At 32.6% G+C, this 12,769-nt stretch carries 11 protein-coding genes and 2 pseudogenes; 6 read left to right on the top strand and 7 right to left on the bottom strand.

Annotation, left to right across the window (positions count from 1 at the left end; translation table 11 throughout):
- Positions 1-88: 88 nt before the first annotated feature.
- The gene (locus tag FG382_RS19265; RefSeq protein ID WP_142540506.1) at positions 89-373 is read left to right on the top strand and encodes a hypothetical protein; all 285 of its coding nucleotides are present in this window, start codon (positions 89-91) and stop codon (positions 371-373) included.
- Between the two features lie 93 nt (positions 374-466).
- Positions 467-841 carry a hypothetical protein gene (locus FG382_RS19260; protein WP_142540505.1) on the top strand — a complete coding sequence of 125 codons (375 nt, stop codon included), beginning with the start codon at positions 467-469 and terminating at the stop codon, positions 839-841.
- Positions 842-1,817: 976 nt separating this feature from the next.
- Here FG382_RS19260 and FG382_RS19250 read toward each other — a convergent pair.
- The 3 genes and pseudogenes from FG382_RS19250 to FG382_RS23300 all read right to left on the bottom strand — a co-directional run bounded on the left by FG382_RS19250 (position 1,818) and on the right by FG382_RS23300 (position 3,910).
- Positions 1,818-2,432, bottom strand: coding sequence for a CPBP family intramembrane glutamic endopeptidase (locus FG382_RS19250; RefSeq protein WP_142540504.1), 615 nt, complete (start codon positions 2,430-2,432; stop codon positions 1,818-1,820).
- 573 nt (positions 2,433-3,005) lie between these two features.
- Positions 3,006-3,499 (bottom strand): annotated as a pseudogene (locus FG382_RS23565) (cysteine hydrolase family protein).
- 210 nt (positions 3,500-3,709) lie between these two features.
- Positions 3,710-3,910, bottom strand: a complete 201-nt coding sequence (locus FG382_RS23300; RefSeq protein ID WP_244950550.1) for a hypothetical protein — start codon at positions 3,908-3,910, stop codon at positions 3,710-3,712.
- Between the two features lie 612 nt (positions 3,911-4,522).
- On the opposite strand from FG382_RS23300, the gene FG382_RS19235 reads away from it, so the two are divergent.
- The 4 genes and pseudogenes from FG382_RS19235 (at position 4,523) to FG382_RS19220 (ending at position 8,638) form a co-directional block, all read left to right on the top strand.
- Positions 4,523-4,921: a multidrug DMT transporter permease gene (locus FG382_RS19235; RefSeq protein ID WP_142540503.1), complete on the top strand. Its 399-nt coding sequence runs from the start codon at positions 4,523-4,525 to the stop codon at positions 4,919-4,921.
- A 567-nt stretch (positions 4,922-5,488) separates the two neighbouring features.
- Positions 5,489-5,951 (top strand): annotated as a pseudogene (locus tag FG382_RS19230) (STAS/SEC14 domain-containing protein).
- A gap of 876 nt (positions 5,952-6,827) precedes the next feature.
- Positions 6,828-7,295, top strand: a complete 468-nt coding sequence (locus tag FG382_RS19225; protein ID WP_342354607.1) for a MerR family transcriptional regulator — start codon at positions 6,828-6,830, stop codon at positions 7,293-7,295.
- Between the two features lie 35 nt (positions 7,296-7,330).
- On the top strand, positions 7,331-8,638 hold the full coding sequence (locus tag FG382_RS19220) for a hemolysin family protein (RefSeq protein WP_142540500.1): 1,308 nt from the start codon (positions 7,331-7,333) through the stop codon (positions 8,636-8,638).
- A gap of 272 nt (positions 8,639-8,910) precedes the next feature.
- On the opposite strand, the gene FG382_RS19215 is transcribed toward FG382_RS19220, so the two are convergent.
- The 4 genes from FG382_RS19215 to FG382_RS19200 all read right to left on the bottom strand — a co-directional run bounded on the left by FG382_RS19215 (position 8,911) and on the right by FG382_RS19200 (position 12,476).
- Positions 8,911-9,786 (bottom strand): GNAT family N-acetyltransferase, encoded by an 876-nt coding sequence (locus tag FG382_RS19215; RefSeq protein WP_142540499.1) that lies wholly within the window; start codon positions 9,784-9,786, stop codon positions 8,911-8,913.
- A 384-nt stretch (positions 9,787-10,170) separates the two neighbouring features.
- Positions 10,171-11,505 (bottom strand): FtsW/RodA/SpoVE family cell cycle protein, encoded by a 1,335-nt coding sequence (locus tag FG382_RS19210; protein ID WP_142540498.1) that lies wholly within the window; start codon positions 11,503-11,505, stop codon positions 10,171-10,173.
- Positions 11,502-11,921, bottom strand: coding sequence for a PadR family transcriptional regulator (locus FG382_RS19205; RefSeq protein ID WP_142540497.1), 420 nt, complete (start codon positions 11,919-11,921; stop codon positions 11,502-11,504). Before FG382_RS19205 ends, FG382_RS19210 begins: the two co-directional genes overlap by 4 nt.
- Before the next feature lie 3 nt (positions 11,922-11,924).
- Complete coding sequence (locus FG382_RS19200; RefSeq protein ID WP_142540496.1) at positions 11,925-12,476, bottom strand: sigma-70 family RNA polymerase sigma factor; 552 nt, start codon at positions 12,474-12,476, stop codon at positions 11,925-11,927.
- Positions 12,477-12,769: the final 293 nt, after the last annotated feature.

Genomic DNA, 12,769 nt, shown 5'->3' with positions numbered 1-12,769 from the left:
ATAAACCAATCAAATTTTAGTTTCTAGTTATATGTCTATTTATTTATTTTCTTGTGAATAAACTAATAATAGAAGAGAGGTGATAAAAATGAGTAGTGTATGGAGAAAAAATAGATGTTGTTCAAATAGAAATAACCACTCAAAATCTCATTGTCGTTCTAATTCTAATAATGACATAGACAACGATAAAAAATTACGAAATAACAATGATACAGATGTAGACACTGACTTAAGAAATGAAGATAAGAATATAAACGTAGCAAAAGTTATTAATAGTGGAAATGCTAAAATATGGGTAGATATTAATGTAAATTCTGATTCCCGTTCAAAAGTTAGAGCAGAATCCGATGGTGATTATGACCAACAAAGCTAGGCGTAGACTAAAATCTTTGGATTGGTGGGATAGTAGACTTAATAGCTATCCCACTATCCCACTCATTGTTAAGAAGAGAGGAGTAACAAATTAATGGACTACTATCCAAGGAAAATATTATCTAGATCAAAATTATCTAAAACTAATTCCTTCATTTCTGATAGAGATACAAACAAATCTTCAATTGGTCAAAGTGGTAATTCTGACGTTGATGTAAATGTAAATGTGAATATTGACACAACATCAATAGCTTATGCATACTTATGTTCAATGCTAGCTACTAAAAAGATGACAAATGACGAGTTTGAAACTGCAATTCGAAAAATGGAAGAATTAACTAATCGAAATTCAAAAAGATTAGAAAAAAATAATGAATATAATGTAAAAATATTAGATGAATTTAAGCAATACAAGCAAAAGAAGCAAAACAAGCAAAATATTAGATATAATAATAACTGGGGAATTTAACTTTAGATTCCCCTATACATAATTATAACCTTTAACTAAGACCATTTGGAGAAAAATCATTCTTAATAAATCTCCATATAAGCCTTCCTCTTCAACTAACCTGCACCTTAAGTTCAATAAGTGAAGAAGAAATGGAAGAACACAATTATGAATATTTACAACTAATTCTATTTAGCACACACTCAAAAGAATAATTACTTGTGAGATTATTTTGGATTTCTAATATGATTTCTCCGCCGTTTCATAACAATCAGTGATGAGTAAATTTATTTCTTTAGTATTGAAATAACTATACGTAATCGTTAGAAAAGCGACTCCAAACAAAGCCATAACTAATATCAAAATACTTATTTTTCAATGCAGTAATACGTTTGGCACTTATATTAGTTTTAATTTTCAATAAATTGTCCATATAAAATTAACAATGATTCATTTCTGCTTATTGAACTAAACTGCTGCGTTAATTTAATAAGAAAAAAGGCTTTACTCCTTCTTGTTAGTACAAAAAAATATCAGATTTATTTTGATGATGTATAGATTGGTGATATTTGTTTTTCCCACGCAGATGGTCCCTCATTAGGTTCAATAAACTTCCGGCAATACTCTCCACTTTGCTTATATTATATAATGATATTAGTATTTGGTGAGATTAACTCATACCTAACTTGTTCTTCCTGCGTTTCAATAACTCTTCGGATTTTAAAGACTTTGAAATAAACCACTAACCTAAAAGAATGCATATTACTAATAAAATAATAGAAAAAGACATCAAATGTTTATTCATATACTGCCCCTTTAATTTAGGTGTAACATTTCACAATGGATTACTGAGTACTACTTGATGTTTCGGATAAAAAATAGACCATCGAAATGATAGTCTTTTTCTAACTAAAGCAACCGTTAGCTTAATAAGAAACTGTCTAACTTCTCTTTATAAAATGAAATCAAAATAGGTTTATACTTTATCTCAAAGTCACTATCCCAACAAAAATGATATTAAAATAATGCTAAATAAATTAGCAATAAAATGCGAAGTAGCACTTATCCACGCATTGTTTGTTTTATAAAATATCACTCCATATAAAACACTATTTATAAAGATAAAAAAAATATCATAAGCGACTACAATAAGACTCCCCTCCACAATGTGACCAAATGCAAATATTATGGATGTAACAATTAAGGTAGGTATTATTGGCAGTGCATTACTCAATTGCTTTTGAAAAAAAGCCCTCCACGCAATTTCTTCACCCAATGCTAAAATAGCAAGTTGAAGAAAGAGAAACATTATTTTATCTAACGAAACAACAAACTCTGTTCTTCCATAAAGATGTTCTATGTATTCGGGCAAAATTAATTTTGCCAACACAATACAAACAACATTCAAAATCAGTGGTAAAACAATCCAAAAATAAATTGTTTTGTTTTTCAGACTCGTTCCAATTGCTTTTGCATTTAGTCCATTATCAGCAGAGATATTTTTTTCCAATTTACTATTAATAAAAAAAAATGCAATACCAATAATAATAGTTATCCCAGCAATATTAAATCCTAAAAGATTTGTAAATGAAATAGCAGTCATACCTATCATTGCTAATAAACATACTTTTTTTATATTAGTCAGCTTTAACTCTCCTGTCCTATAAAATAATCTCTATATCGTAGAAAATTTTTTAACTCCCCCCTTTAGTTGAATAAAATATATAGAAACTACTTTTATATACTCTTTCAGAATTCAGGTTTGTATCTAATATCTAATTCTATATGGTTTCAGAAATATCCTTCTTAAACTAAACTGCCCCGTTAGCCATCCATGTAGCGCAAAATCAGCGCTACACCACAGAGAATGAAAATGTGAAAACCTGGGTATAGGATACTACGGCTGGGAGAGGAAGGTCGATGAACTATGGTGCCATAGAGCCCATCCNGCCTCCTAGTACAATCCATAATTTAATTCTCATTTAGGCGCTGCACTTTTTTAAAAAATTATTGAGCTGCGTCCGATTTCGTATTGCCTTTTTCTATAAATCGAAGATTTTAATTTTCATGGGAGTTCAACAAGAAAAAGGCTTACTCCTTCGAAAAGTAAAGCACCCGTTAGTTTAAGTACAACCCTTCACAATCAATTGAATTTAATCTCATTACTCGGATAAACATCTGCAAACTAATTTAAGGCACTATTATTATGATTTATAATTTGTTGTGCGGTTAATCCATGAGAATCACAGATACTGTGTGTATCTTCAACTAAAGTCACCTTATATCCCATACTAAATGCCCTTCTACATGTTGTATCTACACTAAGTTCCTTTTGAATCCCAGTAATGTATATATGTTCAATCCCCTATTTCTTCAATTCTTCATCAAAAGATGTATTAAAAAATGAATCTGGAGTTGCTTTTTGAATTACTATATCTTCATTTTCGCGAGCAATACAGAATGAATTTCCCACCCCTCTGTTCCCGATTCTAATGCTCTTCCAGCAGGTTCATTATGCTGGATATAAAAAACTGGTGTCTTCGTTAATCGAGCTTCTTTTAATAAATCATTTACTTTTTTTAATAATCTATCACCATTAAAGACAACATTTCCTTCTTGAAACGTTCCATTTTGAACATCAATAATAAGTAACGCTTTTTTGTTATATTCATCCCCCAAATGCAGAATATATGTTCTGTATATATTGTAAATATTCGAATATTCTTATTGAACTAAATTGCCCCTTTAGTTCAATAAGGAATTCAATAAAAAAGGTGCATTATCCTTCTGGATCAAAGCACTGTTCAATTTATTATTACTTTCCAAGATTTTTAGGATTATCAACATATAAGCCTAACACATATCCACAATTCGAGCAGTAATATGAGGTCATTGGTGATGATTGACTTCTGGATTGTTGTAGGGAAATATATGAACTACTGCATTCCCTGACCGAATAACCCCCTTTTCGATTTGACTATAATTACATTTTGGACACTCTTTTTCTTCCATTTTCATATCTCTCCAATCTAAAAATGTGCAACCAAAGTATTGAGTAGTTGTATTACTATAATATTTACGAATTACCAATAATTTAGTTTCCTTTTCTTTTTCTACTAAACTACCCCTTTAGTTCAATAAGCAAAAAGGCTTTACTCTTCTTGAAGTAAAGCACCCGCTAGTTGAAGAACAAATATTGTAGTTGGATAGTAATATATCTGATTTTGGGTTATTACTTATTGATTTTATAGGCTTAATAATTGGCCTAAAACATGAGAAAAATAAGTCATTCTTGCTGCCGAAATGCTCTAAATTAGGGAACATCAAAATTTGTTGAAGATAGCTCTTGCTTAAAGGTAATAAGTGGAGTTTCGTCGAATATAATAAATAACCTATCCAGATGTTACATAAAGGTTAATGTAACAATTGTTGTGTTTGGTTGTGAAATACTCTTATGGATAAAAGAAAGAACTGGAAATGAATATTAGATGTCACACCCCCCTCGTCCAAAAGTCTAAAACTTTCATCGATCTCCTAAAGGGAGGAAATTTTATGTTTCTAGGATGCCGTTTAACGAAAGCCTGTTAAATTTCTTAGGACTGTACTCGTGGTTTATTGCGGTTTGAAGCTAACATATGCCTTGTCTAGAATTCTCTGGTTGCTGTTTATAAAATTCCAAGATTAGATGAAAAGAGGGAAAAAATGAAAACTAAATGGCTTTTGAGTAGTAGTGCCGTGATGATGGGTTTGTTGGGGTTGGCAGGAACCTTTATTCCCGAAGAAATTTCAAAGATATTAGGGATTGACCCTTCACCTGTTATTCTGATTCTTCTGCAAATCATCGGAGGACTATATTTAGGGTTCGCGATGTTGAACTGGTTTACACGTTCTGCCCTGTTCGGCGGCATCTATAACAAACCTGTCGTATTGGGAAATCTAATACATTGCATCGTTGTCTTTTTTGCCCTATTCCGGCAGTTAGCGGAGCAGTTTCATTTCATATTCGTTATTTTAACAGTAGTTTATCTTGGGTTTGCCGTCTGGTTTACATTGGTTCTGCGCTCGAATCCTTTAAGCAATCAATCAAAAATGTCTGTCTAACGCATAGTAAACGGGAATTTATATTGGGGTCTCTCTTTTTAAGTTCACTATGCTGAATTAGTCTTTTGAGCAACCCTAAGTATATTAAAACGACAAAAATTCCTACTTCTATATTGAAAGAATTAATTTTTCTTTTATTCCATTAGGAGAATTTAAGTTAAAGATTGCACGGTATCTAACGGTATAATTTTTTAAAAATGATAAATCTTTTTAAGCTTTTCCCTTTGTTTTAAAGAGATGGGATCGAGGTTATCCAGAAATCATTTATTATCATAAAAAAATTTTTTCGCTATCTGTAAAGTTAAATACTCTACCTGAAGGTATAGTTATTTTCTTTCACTTAATTGTTCACATGTTCGTTAGCCTAGGTTGTACTTTTTACAAAAAAAGAAACAACAAAGATAAAATTTACTGTTGTTTTTTTGCTTTGTTTGTACATATACTTCTTGATTTTAGCTCTTGGTTTGCCTATTATGATTTCAAAATAGGACAACAATTATTTAAGTTATTGTCTTACATACATATCAATCTTTCGGTTAGGCTCTTTTCGTAAATAATGTTGCTTTATTGCGTGAAAATTTCATTCTAAATTGATTTTATAAATTTATAAATTTTATTAAGCATAATTGTAACGAAGGGAGATGATTCCAAGTTGAGTATAGAGAATATCAGCACAACAGTTTCAGGAGATTTAATTGTTACCCGTCTGATTGGTAAGATTAAAATAGATGATGTTAACGAATGGTTTAATGGCTTTGAGCAGGTTTGTCAGCAATTCATTTCCGAAGGTAGGCACTATAAATTGTTGGTGGATAGAAAAGGGTACACCCCAGATCACTTTACAGTTCAAAAAGCATGGAAAGATAAGTTTTTCAATAAAACCATTTTGAATCATAGTATGGCAATTGCGTTTCTCCTTGAGGAAGGAGAGATAATTAATTATTTACAGCAGTATAATACAAAGAAATCCGTAAATTTTTTCGATAATTATGAACAAGCATTAATTTGGTTGAATGAAAATCCAATATAAAGCCTTTATTGAACCAGTTGCTCTAAATCGACTGGTTTTTTATGTCGCAATGTTGCTGTTGTCCTAAAATTCACTCGCTTGCAAGCTTCCAACACCTTTGTTTTTCTCCGCAGTTTCTTGTCCAATTTCTTGTGCAATACTAAGAAAAAGGAATCAAGTACTTGAAATCGGCATTAATTGAAGTAGCTAGCTCTGTAAAAAAATCCAAAACCTATTTGGGAGCCCAGGCATACTGCATCAAGAAAGGTTTAAAACCGTGCAGGGCTATCAATCGCACATGCCATTTTAAGAATCACCTATTACCTCCTAACACGCAAGAAATGTATGTGAATTTTTTTATAAAAATTAGCCGAGTCTGATTTCGTATTGTCTTTTATTCTAAATTAAAGATTTTAATTTTCATGGGAGCTTAAGAAGCACCTTCTCTTTTAATACACATTATGTGTCGGTACCAGTAGCCATTCACGCAGCACCGAGAATGAAAATGGATAGAGGAATTGAGCTTTCAAATATTTTATTAAAAATCATCAGAGAAGGTGAAAAACTGTACTTTAGTTATGAGGCATTCAAAATAGGACCACTAGAAAGGATCCTTTTTCATTGGATAATATAAAAGAATGAATTATTCTATTATTGATTCACTGTAATGATATAAATATGTTTTCAATGTTTAAACTAAGCCTCTTGATTCCTTTATAATTTCTAATAGTAAGCATCTTTAATTTCAATTTAATTCCCTACCATTCTATTATTCTCTAAACGGGTACCTTTTTCGACACATTAAGTCTTAATCCTTTATTTATATCCTTCCGATTAAAGCAGCACCTTCGATTTATTACGGAATCAATACAGAAACATATGATATTTATATAAGTAATAGTTGCTTATAAATTTATTAACCTATATACTAAAAACCATAACGTTACGGTTAGGAGCGATTTAGTTGGGAAAGAGAAATTAAAAATTGGTGAGTTAGCTGAAATAACCGGCATTACAAAACGTACAATTGACTATTATACAAATCTTGGATTACTAAAAGCCGAACGTTCTACTTCAAATTATCGTTACTATCCTCAGGAAGCTATTGTCCGATTGCAAAAAATTGAAGAGAAAAAAGAACAAGGCATGTCTTTAGAAAAAATTAAACACGAGTTAGAAAAAGAAAATGTAGAAGAGATTGATATCCAAGAAATTCGATTACACATGCAATATTTGGAAAAAGAAGTATCTACCTTGCTTGAACAAATTAATAACAAAGAGGAAACTACCCAGCATACTATAAAGCAAAATATTTCTTCAGATAGTGTTGCCTTAATGCAATCATTACTATTACTCATCACTTAGGAGGTGAAGTCTTACTAATATAGTAAGACAACTTATTGACCGCATTGAACTTAACCATATTCGTCATTTTATTAGCATTAACAGCTTTCTTCGTAGCAACAGAATTTGCGATTGTAAAAGTACGACAATCAAGAATTGACCAAATTGTCGCGGAAGGTCGAAAGGGATCACTTGCCGCAAAACATGTAACCACACATTTAGATGAATATTTATCGGCTTGTCAGTTAGGGATTACGGTAACAGCTCTAGGTATCGGTATGGTAGGTGAATCAACATTCGAGTTTATTTTACATCCTTTATTTGAAACCATTGGTATTAGTACAGATTATATTCACTACTTTACAATTGGCGGAGCATTTGCAATTGCAACTTTTCTTCACGTAGTTGTCGGAGAATTGGCTCCTAAAACGGTGGCGATTCAAAAGGCCGAAGCAGTGACACTCGTATTTGCAAAGCCTATTATGATATTCTACAAAATTTTGTATCCATTTATTTGGTTCCTAAATGGATCCGCACGGGTATTAGTTGGTCTATTTGGTATGAAACCAGCTTCGGAACATGAGTTATCGCATACTGAGGAAGAGCTTCGTCTCTTGCTAGCAGACAGTTATAGAAGTGGCGAAATAAATCAGAACGAACTAAAATATGTTAACAATGTCTTTGAATTCGATGATCGTATAGCTCGTGAAATAATGGTGCCACGTACTAAAATCATTGGATTTGAAATAAAAGCCACTTTCAATGATGTTTTAACAACTATTTCAGAAGAACGTTATACACGTTATCCTGTTTATAAAGAGGATCGTGACAATATAGTTGGTTTTATAAATATTAAAGACTTTTTAACGCTAGGTATTAACAATCGAATTACTGCAGAATCCTTTGATATTGAAAAGTTTATGAATCCTGTAATTAACTCAATTGAGTCAACTCCGATTAATGAGTTATTATTGAAGATGCAAAAAGAACGCACACACATAGCTATTCTTTTAGATGAGTATGGTGGTACCTCAGGACTTGTCACAGTAGAGGATATTTTAGAAGAAATTGTTGGAGAAATTCGTGACGAATACGATTATGATGAGATCGCAGACATTCGTAAATTAAAGGAAGACCATTATCTTATCCATACAAATGTATTGCTTAACGATGTAGCAAAATTGTTAAGGATTGACCTAGAGAATTCTGATGTAGATACAATTGGCGGCTGGTATTACTCGCAAGATATTGAATTAGCAGTAGATAACTATATTGAAAAAGATGGCTATCTATTTTCGATTTATGAAAAAGAAGATAATCAATTAAGTTTTATTGAAGTGAAAAAAACTACTACTTTTGCATGAATTGATGTAAAGTAAACCTCCTAGGAGCCTTAAGTTAGGCTTTTTACAGTGAAATAATTATCATTTTAGTATTTTTCTTCACTATTCTCACCGGTGCAACACCATTCATTTGGGCGGTGTTGAAATTGGGATAAAAATAAACCTCGTATGTTGAACAAAGATTGTTCAACATATGAGGTTTTACCTGTTTGTTGCTATTATTAAAGACTAATTATTTCGGAAGTCGAAAATTCAACTAAAGCACCTCGTTAGTTGAAGAACAAAAGCGAAGTTTATATAGTATTTTTAAGACGATGGAATGATTTTGTTTGAGCGAATTTTTCAAAACCAATAGACTTGTAAAGCTCAAATGCTTCTGGGGAAGTACAAACAACAACTGCCGTTTTTGCCCCCTTTTCACTCAACGCATTAAGAGCAAGCTTACAGACTGAACTAGCTAACCCCATTCTCCTAAATCTCGCATCCGTTCCAACAGGTTCCAGTAACCCCACCTTGTTAACTTCATCAAACCAAATTAAACAAGATGCTACGAACTCACCGTTTGGGGATTCTATTATCCAATCAAGAGAAGAATCATAAGGATAGGTATTCATAACGTTCAAGTAACTTTCTTCTGTGACTCTGGATTTATGAAATGCAGCCTTATGTACTGCCACACGATTTGTTAAATCCTCAAAACCTTTGATATGTCGGCCTTTAAACTTATCTGGCAATTTAACAGGGAATGAACAACTATCCAATGAAATTTTTGTGAGGACTTCTGGATTTTCTGCTAATGGGTTGAATAAAAAATCTTCTAAGGCTGAAATAAGATGCGACTCCGTTTCTAGGATATTCACTTTTTGCTCATTGGTTTTAGTTATTTTATCAAACCAGTCAATGACATCCTTGGCCACCTCAGGAAAGTCAGGATTAACTTGACATATTAACTCACCAGGTTTTTGAATCCATCCCCAAGCAACAGGATTCCCATCCATTTCCCAAATTGCAGTATCCCAATCATCCTCGCGTCCAGCGTGTCGGTAGCGTTGCCAAGCTAGATCGCCTATATGGTAATTAGGTTCCAGTGACCATATAGCTTGTGTGAGTTTCTGCATCCGTTTTAAATCATTTGAATCTTTATAAGTTCGAATTACGGGTATACTCATTTAATTAATCTCCTCGATTCTTCCAGGTATTTTGTAACTTTCCTTTTTGATATTCTTCCCACCTCCCCTGAAAAAGATTATGTTTAATCATCATGAGCTAACCGCTATAACTGTCCCTAAAAAATTAAACTCTCCCTTTTATCAACAAACATTCAATTATCACCCTTCCTTATATTGAATCCTCCTATTCATATTCAATAATGATTTAATTATTCCTTCTTCAAGCAAACTGCCGCTTTAGTTAAATTAGAAATAGGATTTACTCCTTCTTGAAGTAAAGCACCCGCTAGTTGAATAATAAACTTCTCTTTTATTGCATATTCTGTATTTTTTAGCAGTTAAATATAATAAATCACTGATATTAAAACTATTAGATTTTTGACTTTAAATGTTTATATTATCTGCTATCGTGGGTTCTAAAATATCCTTTCTTCGATAAACACTTAAAATGAACCCTAAAACAGCAGCGTAAATGAGGATTGCACTTCCTCCATAACTAATAAACGGCAGGGAAACTTCCATGATGGGCACGATTCCAAAGACCATCAATATATTCCAAGTAGTAGGAACGGCAAATAATACAGCACCACCGATTACGATTAATCTCCCATAAAGATCTTTTGTTTTAAATGCATTTTTTGAGATTCTTAAAATAAAAATCAGCAGAACCAAACAAATACCGATTCCGAATGTCCAACCAAGAGAATAGACGAGGAAGGGGAAAGCAAAATCTGTATGTGATTCTGGCAACAATTGAGATTTCAAATCATTATTAAGTCCGTTACCGAACCATCCCGCTTCTGCAAGGACATTCCTAACGACCATATACATATATCCTGCTCCATTTGGATCGGCATTTGAGTTTATAAAAGTAGATAATCTAGTAAGAAAATAACTTTGGTGTGAGGTCGTAGTAATAATCATAATGATGAAGATGATACCAGCCACTAGATTTGATACGATTAGGTTGATAGCTAATTTCTTATGAACACGTGCCAATGTAAACATTCCTAGTAAACAGAAAAAGTAAATGACCCCAACCATAAAGTTTGGCACTATCATGTAGAGCAATATGGGAATCCAAAATAAAACAAGAAGAAATCCTTGTTTTTTCCAACTGCGAAACTCATTTATTTTGTTAAAAATACCGGCCCAAGCCAGGAAAAAGAAAAATAAACTCAATATAGTGCCATCGACCGTTAGGCCGGGAAGTAAGATCCATCTGTTTGCTTCGTTGACCGTATATCCAAATAAATATAGATATACGTGAATGAACAAGCCGATAGCATAAAAGTACATCCACCAGTTCTTTGATTTTTGATAATTAAAGAAAAGAAGCCCAATAATCACAAGAACAGCTAATGAGTACCAGATAGCTTGCCTTCCCATAATATGGGTGATTGATGATGAAATCTCAGGAATTCCACCAACTAGCGGGAGAAAACTGATACTAGCAAAAATAACAAATAAAACAATTAGAATCCAATCCATTTTTGGCTTATGAAGGTGATTTAAATTCTCTCCAATAATAAATGGATTTCCCATTTCTTGAATGGCCTTTTCATCTGAATATTCTTCAGAAAATCCTCTTTTTTTGTAAGATTGACTTAACTCTTGCAGATGATGAGTAAGCTCTTTTTTTATCCTGTTGTGGGCCTCCGTAGATTTGACTTTGGAAGTGACTTTGCTTAAAAATTCTTCAAATTTGGGAGAACTCATAAAGATGCCTCCGTTATGAAGGGATTTAGGGATAATCCTTGTTTAGTGGTATCTTGTTTATAAGTAGCTAAGTATTTTTTACCTTTGGAGTTTAAAGAATAATATTTCTTGTTATTTATCCAATTTGAAGTAAGCATTTCTTTATTTTCTAATAGATGTAGCAGTGTATAAAGCTGCCCTTCATTTTTTGAGAAAGCACGTACATTTTTTTGAAAAAGTTGGACGGAAATATTGTAGCCATCCTTTGATTCATGCTGCACAGATTCTAATATAGCTATAATGGTTTCTGTATGAAATTGTGACTGATTCGTACGAATGGCTTCACGCACGGCATTTTTTCTTTCATTAGAAAAAGAAAAATCCTTGAATATTGATTTTTCCATCGAATTCTTCATGTTCTTAAATGGATCATTCATCTCCTAAACCTCCTCTATCATCTTGTCTTTTAATAATTCCTTCGCACGCTTTAATCTCGTTTTTAACGTATTTATATTTACTGAAGTAATCTTGCTTATCTCTTTTAAAGACAGTTCTTCATAATAATGTAGAAATACGACTTCTCTGTACTTTAGAGGCAAATTCATGACGGCATTCGTTAAGCTATTTTCTTCACTATGCTTGATAACCTCCTCTTCCACCTGTTTTGACTTAGAAGGGATATGGTCAAATATTTTATTGTTAAGTGTTATTTTGCGATAATGCCAGCTTTTTAAATAGTCCTTGCAATGATTGCTCGCAATGCGATATAGCCAAGTTTTTATTGTTGACTGCTGATTAAATTGATTTAATTTTTTATAACACTTTATAAATATCTCTTGTGCTAAATCTTCTGCTATGGTTCGGTTTTTTACATATGTATATACAAGATGCAGGATATCATTGCTGTATTCACGCATTAATTGATCAATGATCTGCTCACGCTCATCCAGCATCATTTCATCTGTCACCGCCAATTGGTTTAGTTCATTCATCTAGTTGTCACCCCCTCATATATCTTAGACGAAGCTACCCTTCATTCGGTTTGAAAAAATATATTTTTTTTATGACCCTCTGTATTCTAGAGTATAAGTGGAAAAAGGAACAACCTCTTATCAGATTGTTCCAAAAATGTAGGTAGGTTAGGTCGCTTGTAAGACTACTTATTCGACTAATGATCCCTTATTTCTCAGAAGGAACTGTAATTACAACAGTTCTAACCAAAATTGCATATTGTTGTAAATCTGTATTTACCGTTGTCAAATAGTTAAGGTGTAAACCTCCACAA

This window comes from Psychrobacillus lasiicapitis, from assembly GCF_006861795.1.
Taxonomy (GTDB): Bacteria; Bacillota; Bacilli; order Bacillales_A; family Planococcaceae; genus Psychrobacillus; species Psychrobacillus lasiicapitis.
Note: the sequence above shows the minus strand (reverse complement) of the source record. Positions and strands in the feature narration are given on the sequence as shown.

Excerpts from the sequence above, each read along its gene's own strand:
- FG382_RS19250 (WP_142540504.1), bottom strand. The coding sequence starts at position 2,432 with ATGATAGGTATGACTGCTATTTCATTTACAAATCTTTTAGGATTTAAT.
- FG382_RS19260 (WP_142540505.1), top strand. The coding sequence starts at position 467 with ATGGACTACTATCCAAGGAAAATATTATCTAGATCAAAATTATCTAAA.
- FG382_RS19210 (WP_142540498.1), bottom strand. The coding sequence starts at position 11,505 with ATGAGTTCTCCCAAATTTGAAGAATTTTTAAGCAAAGTCACTTCCAAA.
- FG382_RS19265 (WP_142540506.1), top strand. The coding sequence starts at position 89 with ATGAGTAGTGTATGGAGAAAAAATAGATGTTGTTCAAATAGAAATAAC.
- FG382_RS19235 (WP_142540503.1), top strand. The coding sequence starts at position 4,523 with ATGAAAACTAAATGGCTTTTGAGTAGTAGTGCCGTGATGATGGGTTTG.
- FG382_RS19205 (WP_142540497.1), bottom strand. The coding sequence starts at position 11,921 with ATGAATGATCCATTTAAGAACATGAAGAATTCGATGGAAAAATCAATA.
- FG382_RS19200 (WP_142540496.1), bottom strand. The coding sequence starts at position 12,476 with ATGAATGAACTAAACCAATTGGCGGTGACAGATGAAATGATGCTGGAT.
- FG382_RS19215 (WP_142540499.1), bottom strand. The coding sequence starts at position 9,786 with ATGAGTATACCCGTAATTCGAACTTATAAAGATTCAAATGATTTAAAA.